16 protein-coding genes and 1 pseudogene are annotated in these 18074 nt (G+C 57.9%); 9 read left to right on the plus strand and 8 right to left on the minus strand.

Annotated features, from left to right (window positions below):
- Positions 1–269: 269 nt before the first annotated feature.
- The gene (locus V7773_RS05260) at positions 270–974 is read left to right on the plus strand and encodes a TetR/AcrR family transcriptional regulator (protein ID WP_336072561.1); all 705 of its coding nucleotides are present in this window, start codon (positions 270–272) and stop codon (positions 972–974) included.
- Complete coding sequence (locus tag V7773_RS05265; protein WP_336072562.1) at positions 964–1749, plus strand: pyrroline-5-carboxylate reductase family protein; 786 nt, start codon at positions 964–966, stop codon at positions 1747–1749. Before V7773_RS05260 ends, V7773_RS05265 begins: the two co-directional genes overlap by 11 nt.
- Before the next feature lie 269 nt (positions 1750–2018).
- Here the strand turns inward: V7773_RS05265 and V7773_RS05270 are convergent, their stop codons facing one another.
- The 3 genes from V7773_RS05270 to V7773_RS05280 form a co-directional block, all read right to left on the minus strand.
- Positions 2019–2402, minus strand: a complete 384-nt coding sequence (locus tag V7773_RS05270; RefSeq protein ID WP_336072563.1) for a VOC family protein — start codon at positions 2400–2402, stop codon at positions 2019–2021.
- Positions 2403–2445: 43 nt separating this feature from the next.
- Entirely contained in the window at positions 2446–3570 is a 1125-nt protein-coding gene (locus V7773_RS05275) for an S-(hydroxymethyl)glutathione dehydrogenase/class III alcohol dehydrogenase (protein WP_336072564.1), read from the minus strand.
- Positions 3571–3772: 202 nt separating this feature from the next.
- Entirely contained in the window at positions 3773–5809 is a 2037-nt protein-coding gene (locus V7773_RS05280) for an NADH:flavin oxidoreductase (protein ID WP_336072565.1), read from the minus strand.
- A 211-nt stretch (positions 5810–6020) separates the two neighbouring features.
- On the opposite strand from V7773_RS05280, the gene V7773_RS05285 reads away from it, so the two are divergent.
- The 7 genes from V7773_RS05285 (at position 6021) to V7773_RS05315 (ending at position 12131) form a co-directional block, all read left to right on the plus strand.
- The gene (locus tag V7773_RS05285; protein WP_336072566.1) at positions 6021–6770 is read left to right on the plus strand and encodes an electron transfer flavoprotein subunit beta/FixA family protein; all 750 of its coding nucleotides are present in this window, start codon (positions 6021–6023) and stop codon (positions 6768–6770) included.
- Positions 6770–7705 carry an electron transfer flavoprotein subunit alpha/FixB family protein gene (locus tag V7773_RS05290; protein ID WP_336072567.1) on the plus strand — a complete coding sequence of 312 codons (936 nt, stop codon included), beginning with the start codon at positions 6770–6772 and terminating at the stop codon, positions 7703–7705. The genes V7773_RS05285 and V7773_RS05290 overlap by 1 nt, the downstream gene beginning before the upstream one ends.
- Before the next feature lie 202 nt (positions 7706–7907).
- Positions 7908–8807, plus strand: coding sequence for a glycine betaine ABC transporter substrate-binding protein (locus tag V7773_RS05295; RefSeq protein WP_336072569.1), 900 nt, complete (start codon positions 7908–7910; stop codon positions 8805–8807).
- 57 nt (positions 8808–8864) lie between these two features.
- The gene (locus V7773_RS05300; RefSeq protein ID WP_336072570.1) at positions 8865–9893 is read left to right on the plus strand and encodes an Ldh family oxidoreductase; all 1029 of its coding nucleotides are present in this window, start codon (positions 8865–8867) and stop codon (positions 9891–9893) included.
- Positions 9894–9930: 37 nt separating this feature from the next.
- Entirely contained in the window at positions 9931–10554 is a 624-nt protein-coding gene (locus V7773_RS05305) for a dimethylsulfonioproprionate lyase family protein (RefSeq protein WP_336072571.1), read from the plus strand.
- 51 nt (positions 10555–10605) lie between these two features.
- Positions 10606–10854 (plus strand): ribbon-helix-helix protein, CopG family, encoded by a 249-nt coding sequence (locus V7773_RS05310; RefSeq protein ID WP_079302289.1) that lies wholly within the window; start codon positions 10606–10608, stop codon positions 10852–10854.
- Between the two features lie 287 nt (positions 10855–11141).
- On the plus strand, positions 11142–12131 hold the full coding sequence (locus V7773_RS05315) for an isopenicillin N synthase family dioxygenase (RefSeq protein WP_336072572.1): 990 nt from the start codon (positions 11142–11144) through the stop codon (positions 12129–12131).
- 80 nt (positions 12132–12211) lie between these two features.
- Here the strand turns inward: V7773_RS05315 and V7773_RS05320 are convergent.
- The 5 genes and pseudogenes from V7773_RS05320 to dddP form a co-directional block, all read right to left on the minus strand.
- Positions 12212–13240: pseudogene (locus V7773_RS05320) on the minus strand (GlxA family transcriptional regulator); the annotation flags it as partial.
- A complete protein-coding gene (locus V7773_RS05325; protein WP_336072573.1) occupies positions 13221–14549 on the minus strand; it encodes an NAD(P)/FAD-dependent oxidoreductase in 1329 nt (442 codons plus the stop codon). The pseudogene V7773_RS05320 and the gene V7773_RS05325, both read right to left, overlap by 20 nt.
- A 23-nt stretch (positions 14550–14572) precedes the next feature.
- Positions 14573–15463, minus strand: a complete 891-nt coding sequence (gene dapA, locus V7773_RS05330; protein WP_079302285.1) for a 4-hydroxy-tetrahydrodipicolinate synthase — start codon at positions 15461–15463, stop codon at positions 14573–14575.
- 224 nt (positions 15464–15687) lie between these two features.
- Entirely contained in the window at positions 15688–16644 is a 957-nt protein-coding gene (locus tag V7773_RS05335; protein WP_336072575.1) for a GlxA family transcriptional regulator, read from the minus strand.
- Entirely contained in the window at positions 16641–18002 is a 1362-nt protein-coding gene (dddP, locus tag V7773_RS05340) for a dimethylsulfonioproprionate lyase DddP (protein ID WP_336072576.1), read from the minus strand. The genes V7773_RS05335 and dddP overlap by 4 nt, the downstream gene beginning before the upstream one ends.
- Between the last annotated feature and the right edge of the window lie 72 nt (positions 18003–18074).

Raw genomic sequence — 18074 nt, forward strand, 5'->3', positions numbered from 1 at the left:
CGGGTGTCGAAGGTCTTTCAGAGGTGTGCACTGCAAGATTCATGTTGGCGGCTCGTTGTTGTTTTGGTTTGGAGTCCGTTGCCTGTGGGAGATAGTTATCCAGGTGCTTTTTGCTGACAAACCATTTTATGTCAGTGTCTCATGAGTTTTTATCATTAATTATTCATCACTTCTCGGGCGAAAAAGTCAATCAAATGTACTTAGGTGTACATTTGACGGTCATCCGAGTACATTCGCGTTACGCATTATTTTAAAGAAGGTAAGAAAAGATGCCCCAGGTAGGGAAGGCACGCGGCAAGGCTCAGGACGCAGGCTGGCGGGGCTCGCCGGAGGGGTGGCTGGAAGCGGCCTACGAGGCCCTGAAGGAATCGGGCATCGATGCGGTTCGGGTCATGCCGCTGGCCAAGCGCCTGGGCTTGTCACGCACCAGTTTCTACTGGTTCTTCGAGGATCGCGAGCAACTGCTGGCGGCGTTGCTGTCGCGTTGGCGAGAGACCAATACGGGGGGCTTGATTCGGCAATGTGAAAGCTATGCCGAAAGCATCTCCGAGGCGATCCTGAATGTGTTCGAGTGCTGGCTCAACCCGCAATTGTTCGACTCGCAATTCGAGTTTGCCGTGCGCAGCTGGGCGTTGCAGTCCGCTGACGTGGCCCAAGAGGTCGCTGCGGTAGACGAGCAGCGCATGAACGCCCTGGCGAACATGTTCAAGCGCTTTGGTTATGACAGCCAGGGAGCTGATACCCGGGCCCGAACGATTTATCTGACGCAGATCGGCTATATCACCATGAATACGAGTGAGCTGATTACCGTGCGCTTCCAGCGCATTCCTCATTACGTGAGCATTTTCACCGGCAAAGTCCCCAAGCAGCGTGAGCTGGATCGTTTCTATGGGAAGTTCGGCTATGCCGAAAAAGAGCCCGGGGTCTTTGTCCCCTTGACGGATACGTTCGAAGGCAACGGCGATGATCAATGAGACCGTGGGAATCATTGGCGGAACCGGCTGGCTGGGCGGTGCGATGGCCAAGGCGGTCTTGGCGAAGGGACTGGTGCCGGCGGGAAACCTGATCATTTCCAATCGTTCGGGAAACCACCCGCTGGTCCAACAAGGTGCCAGCCTGGTCGCGGACAACCAGGGCCTGGTGGATCGCAGCGACGTCGTGATCATCGCGATTCGCCCCGAGCAGTTCGCCAGCTTGAACATCAATGCGACGGGCAAGACCGTGATCTCCTTGATGGCCGGCATCACGGCACAGGCAATTGCTACACAGACCATGTCGTCGGCAGTCGTACGGGCGATGCCCAATGCGGCGGTGGAAATCGAGCAGTCGTTTACGCCCTGGTATTGTTCGGGCGGGGTAGAGGCGACGACGAAAATCCTAGTGCAGCGCTTGTTTGAATGTGTGGGCACCGCTGCTGAAGTCCAGGCAGAGGACTTCATCGATTACCTCTCGGCACTCTCAGGCACCGGCCCGGCCTTTCCGGCCTTGTTGATGACGGCGCTGGCCAATCAGGCGATGCTGGCCGGTATACCGGGTGATATCGCGCAGCTTGCCGCGAAGAATGTCGTGGTCAACAGCAGCCAAATGCTGGCGAGCCGTGATGCCCAGCAGATGATCGACGCCTTGGTGGCCTACCGGGGCGTAACAGCCGCCGCTTTGCAGGCGATGACCCAGGGGCATTTCGAAGAGCAGATTGGAAGGGCGTTGCAGGCAGGTGCCGCGGTGGCCCGCAAGGGGCTTCAAACCTGATAAAACGATCGGGGTCGGGTAACGGCCACCACCGCATCGCGAGCAGGCTTGCTCCCACATTTGATCTTCAGCGGACACAACATCCATGCCCAACACAACCCCTTTGTGGGAGCGGGCTTGCTCGCGAAGAGGCCAGCACATCCACGCTGTAAGAACGGAACCCTAAGCCGCCGTTACCGCAGCAACGGATATTCACCCCACCCCCAGATAAAAAAACGGCACTCTTCCAAAAAAGAAAGGCGCCGTTTTCCTCAAGCCAACCTCAAATCCTATTCAGCCTTGAAGCAATACACCGCCAGCTTGTTCCCATCCAGATCCCGAGCATAAGCCGCATAGGCGTTGTCCGCCCAACCGCGCGGCCCAGGCAGGCCTTCACATACGCCACCGTTCGCCAATGCAGCCGTATGGAACGCCAGAACCGCAGCACGGTTCGGTGCCTCGAAGCTCACCGTAACACCGTTACCAATGGTCGCCGGACTGCCATTGGCCGGGTTGAGTACAAAAAATGAAGGCTTATCGACGCCCCAGATGGAACCGGCATCGTTGAGATCGGCAACACGCTTGAGGCCGATTTCCTTCAAGGTGGCATCATAAAACGCACGTGCTTTTGCCAGGTTGTTGGTGCCGACGGTGACATGGGTAAAAACAGACATCTTGGTTTCCTTTCTATGGGGTAGTTGGACGATCGACCGACACTCAGAAATGAATGACGGTGCGAATGCTTTGCCCGGTGTGCATCAACTCGAAGGCGTCGTTGATCTTGTCCAGGGGCATGTTGTGGGTGATGAAGGTTTCCAGCGGGATTTCCCCACGACCGGCTTTCTCCACGTAACTGGGCAGTTCGGTGCGGCCCTTCACGCCGCCGAAGGCGCTGCCGCGCCATACGCGACCGGTGACGAGTTGGAACGGGCGGGTGCTGATTTCCTGGCCGGCACCGGCCACACCGATGATGATCGACTCGCCCCAACCCTTGTGGCAGCACTCCAGCGCCGCGCGCATCAGTTGCACATTGCCGACGCATTCGAAGGAGTAATCCACGCCACCGTCGGTGAGTTCGACGATCACGTCCTGGATGGGGCGGTCATCGTCCTTGGGGTTGATGAAGTCCGTTGCGCCCAATGACAGGGCAACGTCGCGTTTGGCTGGGTTGATGTCGATGGCCAGGATGCGCCCGGCATTGGCCATTTTTGCACCGATGATCGCGGCCAGGCCGATACCGCCCAACCCGAAGATCGCCACGCTGGCACCCGCTTCGACTTTTGCCGTGTTGAGTACCGCGCCAATCCCCGTAGTCACCCCGCAACCGAGCAGGCAAACCTGTTCCAGTGGTGCTTCTTTTGAAATCTTCGCCAGGGAAATTTCCGGCAGCACCGTGTATTCGGAAAAAGTCGAGCAGCCCATGTAATGGAACAGCGGTTGGCCTTCATAGGAAAAACGCGAGGTGCCATCGGGCATCAAGCCTTTGCCCTGGGTGGCCCTGACGGCTTGGCAGAGGTTGGTCTTGCCCGAGAGGCAGAATTTGCACTGCCGACATTCAGCGGTGTAGAGCGGGATCACGTGGTCGCCGACTTGCAGCGATGTCACGCCTTCGCCGATGGACTCGACGACACCGCCGCCCTCATGCCCCAGCACCGTGGGGAAAATGCCTTCGGGATCGCTGCCCGAAAGGGTGAAAGCGTCGGTATGGCAAACGCCAGTGGCGATGATGCGAACCCGGACTTCACCGGCCTTGGGCGGCGCCACATCGATGGTGACCAACCGCAACGGTTCATTGGGCGCGAATGCGACCGCAGCCCTTGATTTCAAGGTCTGTGCTGACATGGAAGAGCCTCGCTAATTGCAACGCAGTTGACTTGTGAGAACGATAAACCCGTGGCGAGGGAGCTTGCTCCCGTATGAGCGCGAAGCGCTCATAAAAAGGGGGCTGCTGCGCAGCCCAGCGGGAGCAAGCTCCCTCGCTACGGGGTTATCGAACGCCTTAAATGCAACATCAGTCCCTGACCTTAAGATCAGGGGCATGACTTCAGATGTCCTTGACCAGCCGCAGCGCATCGTAGATGGCCGCGTGGGTATTACGCGCCGACACCGCGTCGCCGATCCGGAACAGCTGGAAACGGCCCTGCGGGTTGGTCACGATATTCTGGGTTTTGCCGGCGATCAGATCGTGTTGTTCCACCGCGCCGTTATTGCTCGAATGCGGGCGTAGTTCGAAGTACAAATCGTCCAGGGGTAGGGTGCCGTGGTTGACCACCACCTGATCGACCACGCGCTGCTTGTGCACTCGGCCGTAATCGCTACCGAAGTTGGCTACCAACTGACCGTCGCGCTTCTCCACGGAATCGACCCGATAGGTGACCGTGAAGGTGACATTCAGGTCTTGCAGGCTGCGCATGTAAGGCACCAGGTTCATCGCCATCACCTCCGGCGCAAACGACCGGTCCGGTGTGACGATTTCCAGTTTCGCGCCGCTGTTGGCGATGACTTCGGCCGCTTGTAGGGCTGCATGGTCACCCGCATCATCAAAGATCAGTACGTTCTGGCCGGGCTTGACGTCGCCGGAAATGATGTCCCAGGTCGACACCACCAGTTCATTGCCCTGCTTGAGTACCTCGGTATGGGGTAAACCGCCGGTGGCGACGATCACCACGTCCGGCGCCTCGGCCATGACGGTCTCGGCTTCGGCCCAGGTGTTGAACTGGAACTTCACGCCCAGCCGTTCGCATTGCGCCATGCGCCAGTCGATGATGCTGATCATCTCGCGGCGACGCTCGCTCTGCGCAGTCAAGCGGATCTGCCCACCGGGCTGATCCGCCACTTCGAACACCGTGACGTCGTGGCCGCGCTCGCCGGCCACCCGCGCCGCTTCCAGGCCCGCCGGGCCGGTGCCGATCACCACCACCTTGCGCTTGACCGACGCCTTGGGAATTTCGTGGGGCATGGTGGTTTCGCGGCCAGTGGCGGCGTTGTGGATGCAATACGCCGCGCCGCCCTGATAGATGCGGTCCAGGCAGTAGTTGGCACCGACGCAGGGGCGGATTTCCTCTTCACGCTTTTCGATGATCTTGCGCACGATGTGCGGGTCGGTCATGTGCGCCCGGGTCATGCCGATCATGTCCACCTTGCCGGAGGCGATGGCGTGTCGCGCCGTGGCGACGTCCGGGATCTTGGCCGCATGGAACGTCGGGAAACCCGTGGCCGAGCGGATCTCGCCGGCAAAATCCAAGTGTGGCGAGTTGCGCATGCCCTGGATCGGAATCACATCGGTGAGGCCGGCATCGGTATCGATGTGCCCGCGAACGACGTTGAGGAAGTCCACCAGCCCACTGTCCTTGAGCATGTGGGAAATCTGGATGCCATCGCTGGCACCGAAGCCGCCGGGCAGGTCTTCATCGCCGGTGTAGCGCACCCCGAGCAGGAAATCCTCGCCACAACGCTGGCGAATGCCGCGTAACACATCAAAAGTGAAGCGCATCCGGTTTTCCAGCGAACCACCGTAGGGGCCGTCGAGATCGTTGGTCAACGGCGACCAGAACTGATCCATGAGGTGTCCGTAGGCCTGCAGTTCCAGCCCATCAAGACCGGCGGCCTTCATGCGCTCGGCGGCGTCCACATAATCCTTGATGATCCGGTCAATGTCCCATTCTTCCATCTTTTTCGGGAAGGCCCGGTGGGACGCTTCGCGACGATGGGAAGGCGATACGACCGGGAGCCAGTCGGCCTTGTCCCAGCGTGTGCGCCGTCCCAGGTGGGTCAGCTGGATCATCACCGCCGCGCCGTGTTCGTGGCATTCGTCAGTCAGGTCCTTCATCCATTTGACCACTTCGTCCTTGTACGCCAGCACGTTGTTGAATACTGGCGGACTGTCCCGGGAAACGGCAGCGGAGCCCGCCGTCATGGTCAGCGCCACACCGGCCTTGGCGCGTTCAACGTGGTAGGCGCGGTACAGATCCTTCGGCATGCCGTCGACAGGATAAGCGGGCTCATGGGAGGTGGTCATGATCCGGTTCTTGAGGGTCAGGTGTTTGATCTTATAGGGCTGCAGCAGAGGATCGCTGGACATGGTGTTGCGCTCCGGGAACAGAACATCAGGCTTGGTTTGACATAACGGTATGTTGAATGTTCACGTGTGTCAACGATTGAGACACAGGTGTACATTTTTCTTGCGTGGCGGAAAAACCAGGATTACCATCCAGTCGAAACAGGGGGGATCCGGCGTATCCGGTCGGTCATCCCGCATCGATCCAGAGTGCAAAGGGGCTATGCAAAGAACTATGAAAGTGCTCGTTGCGGTAAAACGCGCCATCGACCCGAATGTGAAAGTCCGGGTGAAGGCTGACGGTTCAGACGTTGAACTCAATGGCGTGAAAATGGCCTTGAACCCTTTCTGCGAAATCGCGGTGGAGGAGGCGATTCGCCTCAAGGAGAAGGGGCTGGTATCCGAAGTGGTGGTGGTCTCGGTGGGCACTTCGGCCGCCCAGGAACAACTGCGCACGGCATTGGCACTCGGTGCGGACCGGGCACTGCTGGTCGAGACGAATGCGCTACTCGAGCCGCTCAACGTCGCCAAGTACCTGAGCAAAGTGATCGATCAGGAAAAGCCGCAACTGATCCTGTTCGGCAAACAGGCGATCGACCAGGAGAACAATCAGGTCGGGCAAATGGTCGCGCAGTTGATCGGCAGCGGTCAGGCCACTTACGCCTCAGCGGTCAATCACGTCGACGGGCAATGGGTCGTCGAACGTGAGGTGGACGGTGGCAGCCAAGTGCTCGCCCTCGCTATACCGGCCGTAGTGACGTGTGACTTGCGCCTGAATCAACCGCGCTACGCCTCGTTGCCGAACATCATGAAAGCCAAGAAAAAACCGCTGGAAATCATTGCCGCTGACACCTTGGGCGCGAGCGTGAAGGAACACGCTCGATTATTAGGGGTGGTCCCGCCGGCGGTGCGCAAAGCGGGCATCAGTGTCGGTTCGGTGGCCGAGCTGGTGGATAAACTGAAAAACGTAGCGGGGGTGATTTGATGCGCACATTGGTGATCGCCGAGCACAGTGCAGGTCAGCTGACGGCGGGTACGTGGAGTGCCGTGACCGCCGCCATGGCGCTGGGGACCGAGACGGATTTGCTGGTGATGGGCGGGACGCACGCGTCGGCAGTGGCGCAACAAGCGGCGCTGGCCCAAGGCCTGGACCGTGTGCTGCTCGCACAAGATGCGATGTTCGAAAATGGCCTGGCTGAAAATGCCCAACCGCTGATCACTTCACTGGTGGCCAAGGGGTATACGCATGTCGTTGTCGACGCCAGCAGCATGGGCCGCAATGTGCTGCCACGGGTCGCGGCGAGCCTGGATGTCGGCATGCTCTCCGATGTCACCCGGATTGTTTCGGCGGATACCTTCCAACGCCCCATTTATGCTGGCAACGCCATCGCCACGGTGCAGTCCCTCGATCCGATCAAGTTGCTTACCGTCCGCGCCTCGGCGTTCACCCAGGCCTTGTCCCATGAACATCGTTGCGAAGTGGTGGCGGTGGAGGGCGGGCAAAGCGCAAGCAATGTGCGTTTCGTGAGCGAGCAACTGACGGCCAGCGAAAGGCCTGATCTGTCGAGCGCCCGCGTCGTCGTGTCCGGTGGCCGCGGGATGCAGAGCAAAGAAAATTTCGCCCTGATCGAGCGAGTGGCGGACAAGCTGGGCGGTGCCGTCGGCGCATCGCGTGCCGCAGTGGATTCGGGGTTTGCTCCCAATGATTTGCAGGTCGGGCAGACGGGGAAAATCGTCGCGCCAGAGCTTTACATCGCGGCGGGTATCAGCGGCGCCATTCAACATCTGGCGGGCATGAGTGGTTCGAAGGTCATCGTTGCGATCAACCAGGACGCCGAAGCGCCGATTGCCCAGGTGGCGGATTACATGTGGGTGGCGGATCTGTTCGAGGCCTTGCCGGCGCTCGAAAAAGCATTGTGAGTGCTTACATCGATAAGTTCCGCCAAGGGGCGGAGGAGGGCCGAACGACCTGAATACATGAAGGGTTTTCGCATAACTAGAACTTATCCATGCATAACATTAAATCCCTTGAGGAGTGTAATGGCACTCTGCTTTGATGAGGGAACGTAAATTCTTCTGCTGCCCTGCCAATAACTATTAATACAGTACGCGGAGATGCACCATGATGACGTTTTCCAGTAAAACTCGTATCGGCTGGCTTGCCGGCCTGGCGATGGCCGCCGGCAGCCTGATGGCCCACGCCGAGGAACCCACGCCCATTCGTATCGGTTGGGTGAACTGGTCGGATACGGAAATCGCTGTAAAGCTGGCGGATACGGCATTGCGCGACCACTTGAAGCAACCGGTCAAGTTGGTGCTCGCCGATATTGGTATCCAGTTCCAGGCCTTGGCCAACGGCAATATCGACCTGATCCCGATGGTCTGGCTGCCGAGCACCCACAAGGCGTTCTATGACAAATACCAGGACAAGCTCGAAGACCTCGGCGTGCTGTATGAAGGTCGGATCGGCATGGCGGTGCCAACGTCCATTCCCACCAGCGAGATCGCCAGTGTCGAGGATCTGAATAAACCAGAAGTGCGGGAGAAACTCGGCGGCAAGATCCTGACTTCGGAAGTGGGCAATGGCCAATACAAGCTCACGGAAAAGGCCATCCAGGAATATAAGCTCGATGGTTACAAGATGGTCGCTTCTTCAGAGTCCGGGATGTTGAGCGAGCTGGATCGAAACCTCAAACGTGACAAATGGTCGTTGATCAATGCTTGGAGCCCACACTGGATGTTTGCCAAGTGGCCGCTGCGCTACCTGGATGATCCGAAGCAGATTTTCGGTGGTGCCGAGCAAATCCATGCGGTTGCTCGCAAAGGTTTCAGCGCCGAGCATCCTGATGTCGCCCGGTTCTTCGCCAACTTCAAGATCCCCAAGGCTGATCTTGAGAAGTTGATGTCGACCGCCCGTGACAGTTCGGCGGACAAGGTCGTTGCCGAGTACTACGCCGCCAATAAGCCTCGCTTCGAGGCCATGTTTGGCAGTCAGACCGCCTCGGCCACACCGTCCCAGTAAGATCGTTGCTATCCGATAGTTGTGTTGCAGTCCGATGTCCTGCGTGAAGGGCATCGGATGCATCGAACGAACATTCAGGCGATACCCTTGAAAACCACAGCCTATCGTCGCTTTACCCTGGATGAGGCGGTCGACTGGGTGAAGCATCTCTGTGAATCGAAGGGCTGCTCACCCGCGGTTGCCCACTCATTGGCCCACGCCACCGTAGCGGCGCAAGCGCGCGGTAACCAGGCCGTGGGGTTTCGGCACCTCGCCGATTACTTGCCGGGCTTTTCTTCCGGACGAATCAATCCACGTGCCGAACCACGCATCTCCCGCAGTGGCGCGATTATCCTCAAGTCCGATGCCCGAGGCGGAATTGCCCAGCTTGGCGTAGATCGATGCTTCGATTCGTTGTGCCATGCCGCGCACGCCAATGGCATGGCCACGCTGAGCCAGTGCAACAGTTTCACCAGCGGCGAGCTGGGTGACTACACGTTGCGGTTTGCCCAAGCCGGGCTGATTGCGTTGGCGGTCGCAAACGGGCCGGCGCTGGTTGCCGTTCCTGGTGCCAAGAGCAAGACCTACTCGACCAATCCGCTTTCATTTGCCGCGCCCTCAGCCGATGGCATCCCGCTGCTGTTCGACCAGGCATGCAGTGCCGCGGCATTCGTGAATATCGCCCACGCCGCTTCGACGGGCAGCGATATTCCTGACGGTTGGGCGGTGGACCAACAGGGCAACGGCACACGTGATGCCTTGGCGGCGTTGAGCGGTGCGCTGCTGCCTTTTGGTGGTCATCGTGGGGCCAATCTGATGCTCATGGTCGAGGTCCTGGCGGCGGGGCTCACAGGTGCCAACTGGTCGTTGGATTCACCGGCGTTCAATCAAGGAACCCAGACGCCTGGCTGTGGCCTGTTGATCCTGCTCCTGGCGCCGGCATTCTTTTCAAGCGGGTTTGAACAGCGACTTTCCAGCCAACTGACCCGCCTGACGCAGATGGGCGTCCACAGGCCGGGATGGGAACGGCAACACTCAACGCTCACCGCACAGAATGATGGGATCAGTGTTCCCGTTGACCTGTTGGAACAGCTGAGCCGTCTGTAAGCCAGTTCGATATGTTGCTCGGGAAATGGGATCGAAAATGATGATAAACAGCACTGAAGATCCATCGTGGGATCAGGACATTCTGCGTAGCGGGGAGTCGCTCAGGCGTTCGCTTCAGGGTGTCCTGTCGGGCTGCGGTTGCGATGAGGCGCCAGCACATGCCGCGTTTCTAAGTACGGCCCAATGGCATATCAGGAAGACTGCGCAGACTTCAAATGCGCTACCAGATTATTTGGAGCGCCATTTATCCGAAGCGCTCGACGCTGCGCCCAGGACCGATGATGACCTGATATCGATACTGGCTGCGCTGAGCACGCTCTTGCCCCATCTTCCCTGGATCAACCGCCAAGCCCGGGCCGACCAGGACAGCGCTTTCGTGGAGCGGCATCGCCACGGGATGATCGCCGGCCCTGGGGCGTTATTTGAATGTTCCACCTTGACCTTGGGGTTGGCGCTGATGATGCCCGAGACCCGCTACCCCTATCACCAACATCCGCCTGCCGAGTTCTATCTCGTTCTTTCGCCGGGTGACTGGTATCGGGAGGACGTGGGGTGGTGGAGTCCCGGGTCAGGAGGTTTGGTTTTCAACCCGCCATCGTGTGTCCATGCAATGAAGTCGACGGACGTTCCACTTCTGGCATTGTGGGGCTTGATGCATTAGTGCCTCGTTATAAGAGTAAATGAACCCGGGTAGCGATTGAGAGGATGAGATATGGCGGTTACCACGCAGGGCATCAAGTTGGACGAAGAAACGCGGGCCAGGCTGAAGTCTGCGTCGGCTAAGTTGGATCGAACCTCCCATTGGTTCATGAGGAAAGCCATTCTTAATTTTATTGAAAAAGTGGAGGCCGGGGCTGGCATCGAAGAGCTTATAGCGGTCGAATTTCTGGAAAAGGATACGCGGCGCCACAGCATCGCACGACGACTTCGCAAAGATTGCAGTACCGATGAAATGACTTGATGACAGAAATACATACCCTGGGTCTGCCAAGTAGAACGATGACTGACGAAACCTGACTTAACCAAACCGTGAACTGCCAGGCATATAGCATCGAAAGATATAGGCGTGGTCTTGTTCTCATGATTGATTTTTTCTCATGAGTGTCGAATGAAAAATGGTTTGTTAGTGCCTGTTCAGTCCTGAACAATAACTTCAGCATACGAGGTCAAGGTGAACACGCTTGATCCCAAAAGCTACAACTCGCTTCAGGATAATTAAAACACGGCGCTTTCGTTGAGGATCGACCGATGGTTCAGATGACCGATACCAGACTTGTAAGCAAGCAGACCGCATTCGAAGAAATTCCCTTTATTGATATCGCACCGTTACTCGATGGGAGCGACCCGCAAAAAGTCTCGCGCCAGATTGGCGAAACTTGCGAGAAAGTTGGTTTTTTCTATATCAAGAATCATGGAGTATCTCGCGCCTTGATCGACGCGATGTATGCCCAGACGAAAGGCTTCTTCGCCATGCCTTTTGATAAAAAGAATAAGCTGAACGTGGTCAATTCAGGTCCCACGCTTCGCGGCTACATTCCCATGTACGCGGAAAACGTCGATCCGGAAAATACCCGCGATTTCAAGGAATGCTTCGACTACGGCGCCCACTACGACGAAGTGTCGCCTTTCTTCGGGGCGAACTTGATGCCGACCGAGCTTCCGAAATTCTTGGATGTCTGCGACGCCTACCACAGTGCAATGCTTGACTTGGCGCGTCAGCTCATCAGCGCCATTGCCCTGAGCCTTGACCTGCCGGCGGACTACTTTGAAAAACTGCAACGCAAACCGATCACCATCCAGCGCTTGTTGCACTACCCCTCGCAGAGTGGCGAAATTTCACAAAAGGAAATCGGGATCGGAGCGCATACGGACTATGGTTTTCTGACGATCCTTTTCCAGGACAAGGTCGGTGGCTTGCAAGTACGCAATCGCGCGGGGGAATGGGTAAGCGCTCCACCGGTGGAAGATACGTTCATTGTCAACATCGGTGACCTGGTGCAAACCCTGACGAATGATCGCTACACGTCGACGATGCACCGCGTCATCAATACCAGCGGTGTCGAACGGTATTCCATTCCATTCTTCATCGACCTGGACTTCGACGCGACTGTCGAGACCGTGGCGACCTGCATTAGCGTCAGCAACCCGGCCAAATACACGCCCTACACCTGCGGACAACACAAATACAGTCGCTTTGCCGCCAGCTATGCCCACCTGCAGGCTGTCGAGGCCGTCTAACGCCAACGATGGGGAACCCGGGACAATCACCGTCTGCGTAGAGACGGTGATTGTCCCGGGAGGCGTTAGGGTTACCCATAGGTATTCGACGAAGTACGTTCATCTCGAGGTGCCACACCAAAATACCCACGATAGCTTCTGGTGAACTGTGCAGTTGAACCAAAGCCGCACAGCGTGCCTATTTTCAGGACGGGCGATGCGGTCTGCCTCAACAACTGTTGTGCCCGGACTAAACGCAGCTTGAGGTAGTAGCGCGCCGGAGAAAGGTCCAAATACTTATGAAACAGTCTCTCCAGCTGGCGACGTGAAACGCCGACCTTGAAGGCCAGCGCATTGAGCTCGAGGGGCGCATCCAGATTGGCCTCCATCAACAGGATGGCCGCTTGTAGCCTGGGTTGATTTTCACCAAGTGTGTGCTTGAGCGGTATCCGTTGGTGATCCTGATCATCTCGCATGCGTTCGTACATGAACATATCGGAGATAGCGGCCGCCAATTCACGACCGTGTTCGCTCCTGATCAAGTGCAACATCATGTCCATCGGCGCCGTGCCGCCGGCAGAGGTCAAGTGATTTCTATCGATGGAGAACAGGTGTGAAGTGGTCTCTGCTCCAGGAAAGGCTTCGCGCATTGCCGCTAGGCATTGCCAATGAACACTGCACCTGTGCCCCTCCAGCAGTCCGGCCTTGGCCAAGGCCCAGCTTCCTGTGCAGATGGCACCCAGTCGGGCGCCCAGGAGGGCCTGGTGTTGCAACCAAAGCACCTGTTCGGGGCTTACGCTGTTCTGAATACCCATCCCACCGCACACGATCACGGTACTTAACGCCGAGGCATCTTCCATTTTTGCGTCGGGCGTTATTTGCAAGCCGGCACTGGCACGCACAGGTTTTGCGTCCTTGCCCAGGGTGAGCCATCGATACAACTCTCTGCCGGAGAGCTGATTGGCCATGCGCAAGGGCTCTATGGCCGATGCCAGCGAGATGAACGTGAAATCATCCAACAAAAGGAATCCGATGGATCGTGGGGCAGGGCCCTGCGAAGTGGACACGGTATTGTGCTCCTCTTGGGGGCATATCCAGGCGTTCAGGCAATCAGAGTTCCGCACCTGCATGCCACTCCTTCCAGGCAATGGAAGAGCGCAGCCCCAGGCCCAGGAAAGGTTCCGGTGGATTCCAGCAGGGGTCGGGTTGATCGAGCATGATGTCCAGCAGCTCACTGTCCATTCCCACGGCGTATTCGGCGATCAGTTTGCCTGCCACGGTGCTGCGGGTCAGGCCTAAGCCGTTGCAGCACACGGCGCTGAACACGTCCGGGGCGATCTCGCCGAAGACCGATCCGGAGTTGCGCGAAATGCACAGTGCGCCGCCCCAGGTGTATTCGAACTGCACGCCCGGCAACATTGGAAAACGTGCCTCGAAGGAATGGCGGTGAGCGCGGCGTACACGCTCAAGCGTACGGGGACTCGCTGCCAGGCGAGGGTTGTAAGTGAAGGAGTTGCGGATGCAAATCCGGCCATTGGCGAGCCTGCGCACGGTGGTGCCCAGCGGGTCGGCGGGAATGAGCCCCCAGCTTTGCTCGCCGCCCAGGCGAGCCTGCTCCTCGGCGGTCAGCTCTCGGGTCAGGCTGGCGTAGGTGTAGACGGGCAGCAATCGACCTTTGAGTCCAAGCTGGCCGAACGGCGCCGCGTAAGCATTGTTGGCCATGACCATGTGTGGCGCCGAAAGCACGCCGTGGGCGGTAGTCAGCGTATGAGGTTTGCCAAGCTCAATGTTCAATACAGGGCTGTCTTCATACAACGTGACGTTCGCCGGCAACGATTGTGCCAGGCCTCTGCATAACGCGGCGGGTTGAACGAGTACGCAACCGGGGGCATGCAGCCCCGATTTGTAGAAGTCAGTACCGGTGATCGCTTTCATCCGCGCGGCATCGAGCATCGTGTAGGGCTCCCCCAATCCGCTCAGCCCTTTGGCAAAGGACTCAAGAGCGGCGATGCCTTGTGGGTTGACGGCGCCATGCAACTTGCCCTGCTCGCGCCAATCACACTCGATGCCTTCGCGCTGGACAATCTGGCGCATGAAATCGATGCCGCCACGGCTCAACCGGATGATTCGCTGGTCGGCGGTCCGGTCGGAGGTGTAGCTGTGGGACGTCAGATCATGGGGCAAGTCCACCATGAAGCCGGAGTTGCGTCCGGCCGCACCGAAACCGACCCGCTTGGCGTCGATCAACGCAATCGACGCCTCGGGTAGAAGTTCGGCCAGTCTCCGGGCTGCAGCCAAACCCGCCAGGCCTGCGCCGAGCACCGCCCAGTCGGCCCTGACGGCGCCTTTGAGCGGGTTGCTGGGCGCGGGGGGTGGCAGCGTTTCGTACCAACCAGGTTGACCATCGTTTTGAGGTAGGAAATTACACTGAAGCTGCATGGCAAGCGCCTCCGCCGTATGTGTCAGGCGCGATGAGCCGTCAGCTGTTCATAAACAATCTTGAATGCGCTTTTCTCTGCATCGCTGAGCGGTTGCAAAGGCAGGCGGGTCACACCCACCGGCTGGCCGGCCAATTCGCAGCCGTGTTTGATGTACTGGCAGAACTTGCCGCCTTGTTCGAGCAGGTTGAGCATCGGCAGCAAACGGGTAGCCAGTTCACGACCTTTGATCATGTCCTTTTCCACGACACACGCCTGGTACAGCGCGACATGTTCTGGCGCAAGGAAGTTGGACGCGCCGGCGACCCAGCTACGGGCGCCCCAAGTGAAAAATTCCAGCACCTGGTCATCCATCCCGCAGCTCACTTGCAACTGATCGGTGTGTTCGTTGAGCAGGCCGTGCATGCGTTCAATCGAGCCGGTGCTTTCCTTGATGGCCTGGAAGTTGGGACGCCCCTTGAGCCCGTTGATGAACGCCCACGACATTTCTGTCCCGGTCCGGGCCGGAAAGTTGTAGAGCATGATGGGCATGTCGAGCGCGTCATCGACGCTCAAGGCATGGACCAGCAGTTCTTGTTGTGTCGGTTGGCAGTAGTAGGGTGCGGCAAGAAGAATGGCATTGAAGCCCACTTTTTTTGCATGAAGGCCCAGCGTGAGGCTTTCCTGGGTGGTGGTGGCGTTGATACCCGCCATCAACGGAATACGCGATTTGGCGTAGTCGGCGATGAAATCGAAAAGCGCCAGCCGTTCATCGTGGGACAAGGCATAGTATTCGCCCGTCGTACCACCGACGATCAGGCCATGCACACCTTGTGCGATAAGTGAGTCAATGATGTTTTCCAGCGACCTGAAGTCCACGGAACCCGACGTATTAAAGGGAGTTACAACGGGAGTCCACACGCCATCGAAGTTCATACAGTGCCCTGTTATTAAAATAGTTTGCGGTTTTGGTTTGTATGCAGATTACGGGGGGCAACGCTGGCGCAAAAGTAACATTTATTCACGTCAATACATGACCCTGCGTTATAAGTTGACGCCGAGCCAATAGGGATCGCTGCTGGGCTCGTGACTCAACACCACTCATTGTCAAAGAGCAGGAAGGCAGCCTGGGCCGCAGCCGTGCAATCTGTCAGCAAACGCTATATTTCGTAGCGATTTTCCTTCGAGGGGGGACAGTCGAAGAAGGTGCTATAGCATTTGCTGAAATGGGGGGTCGAGACGAAACCGCAGGCAATGGCGACATCAGTGACTGACAGTTTGGAATTTTGTATCAGGCGACGCGCTTCTTTAAGTCGTAGCTCCAGGTAGTAGCGTTGCGGGGACGTGTTGATTTGTTCTCGAAACAGACGTTGGATCTGACGCTTGGAAAGTCGAACGCATTCTGCGAGCAGATCCAGGCCTAACGGCTCTTCCAGATTGCACTCCATCAACTTGATTATTTCTTGCAGCGGCGCAGTCACGTTACGACCTTGAACCTTGGCCGAGGTCCGGAGCCGAGACTGGTGATAATCCAATAGATCAAACACAGCGTCTGCGACGTTAGGGTCGAGGGCTGCGTAAAGCCATTTCATCATGATTTGAAAGGCGCCAGCGGGGTTGGACGCCGTGAGTCGATCACGATCAAATACCCCTGTGTCCAAGGTTACGGTCGTGTTAGGTGAAAATTCCGATAAGGCGATTCGTTGCTCTGCATGGATGGCGCATCGGTAGCCATCCAGCAGTCCTGCTTTGCCCAGGTACCAGGCACCATTCCACAACCCACCGAGCACAATGGGCATGCTGGCGAGTTTGTTCAGAAGCTTTATCAGCCCTTCAGGGACGACTCTGGGGGTGCGTAGCCCGCCGCAGACAACCATCAGATCCAGGGCCGCGATCCTGATATCGGTCAGGGGCGTATCGGGTCTGATGGGTATTGCCAGGTCGCTGATGACTTCGCAATCGTTGCGACTGAATGTATGGACTTTTATCGACCCGGGCTGGATGAGGTTTGCAGTCATCAGCACGTCCAGGCATTGCGCGAAGCATGTCAGGGAGAAGTTATCGAGCAGGAGAAACCCTACGCTCGATGCTTGGCGGGCCTCAATCGATTGACTCATGACTTGGGCTTCGTATCCAGCAGGAAACTGTCGTCGAAAGGGTAGTGGGTGAGCAGCTCATAACCGGTTTGCGTGACCAGTAGTTGGTTCTCCAATTTGATTCCATCCTGCCCACCCACTTCACCCACATACGCCTCGACACAAAGGGCCATGCCTGTCTGTAGCTCACCTTCGTATCCGTAGGATTCCAAGTCTTCCGGATAGCGAATGCTTGGGTACTCGTCACACAGGCCGACACCGTGGTAAAGCACGCCGTATCGTTGAGCCCGGCAGGACTCGGGCAGGCGGTGCGCCTTGGCGGTCAGCTCGGTAAAGCGTACGCCTGGCTTTATCAACTCGGTGTTGTGGATGATGTGGTCATGGGCAATTCGATAGAGACGCTTCTGTTCGGCGGTTGGCTCGAGTCCCCCACAGATCCAACTGCGGGACATGTCCACGCACATGCCGTAGGTGCCGATCAGGTCCGTGTCGAACGACAATAAGTCGCCATCGTTCAACACCCGTGGGCCGGACTCCTGGAACCACGGATTGGTGCGTGGGCCGGAGCTGAGTATTCGCGTTTCGATCCACTCTCCGCCCCGGCGGATGTTGCCGGAGTGCAGGGCGGCCCAGATATCGTTTTCCGTCGCTCCTGCCCGTAGGGCCTGATGCATTTCGGCGATGGAGGCTTCGCATGAAGCCACTGCGCAGCGCATCGCCTTGATTTCATCGGGGCCTTTGATCATCCGCGCAAACTCGGTCACTTCCTGGCCGCTGCAAATCTCCATCGCAAGTGCATCCAGTGCCCGCAACCCTGCGACTTCAATCCGGTCTACCGCCAGGCGTCGATTGGTTCCGGCGTGTTGACGCAGCAGCTCGTCGATTTGGCTTGCGAAATGCCGGGCATGGCGCTCGGTGTGCTCACCGGTCTCGAAAAAGAAGAAAGACGCGCCGCTGCGTAACTCGGTAACCAACGGCAAGTGGGCGGAGAGGTGATCACAGCCATGGAAATCCCACAATACGACGTGGCCGCTGGCAGCGACGAAGCATGCTCGCGCGGGATTATGGGTTGTCCACAATTGCATGTTCGTGGTGTCGGTGGCGTAGCGGATATTCAGCGGATCAAACAGCAGGATGCCGCCCAGGTCACGGGCTACCAGTTGGTCGACTATCCGCTGCAGTCGATATTGGCGCAGGGTCGGTAGATGAGGCGCTTCCAGGCCCAATTGGGCCCACTCCGCGAAAGCCAGTGGTGTAGGTCCTATCTCGACACGATTGTTGTCGTCGACGGAGCCGTCGGCTTTCAGCGCAACGGCGCGTTGCCTGGCTGGGTCGATACGGCGAGCGCCGGCCGGAATTGAAAAAGGTGAAGTCGTCATGAATCCCATCCTGATTTCATTACAGAAGGGGCTGCTCGGATGAGTGATAGTCGAGCAGCGGCGCAAAGAAAA

Origin of the sequence: Pseudomonas sp. 3JA (assembly GCF_036961705.1) — a bacterium.
Lineage (GTDB): Bacteria > Pseudomonadota > Gammaproteobacteria > Pseudomonadales > Pseudomonadaceae > Aquipseudomonas > Aquipseudomonas fluorescens_Q.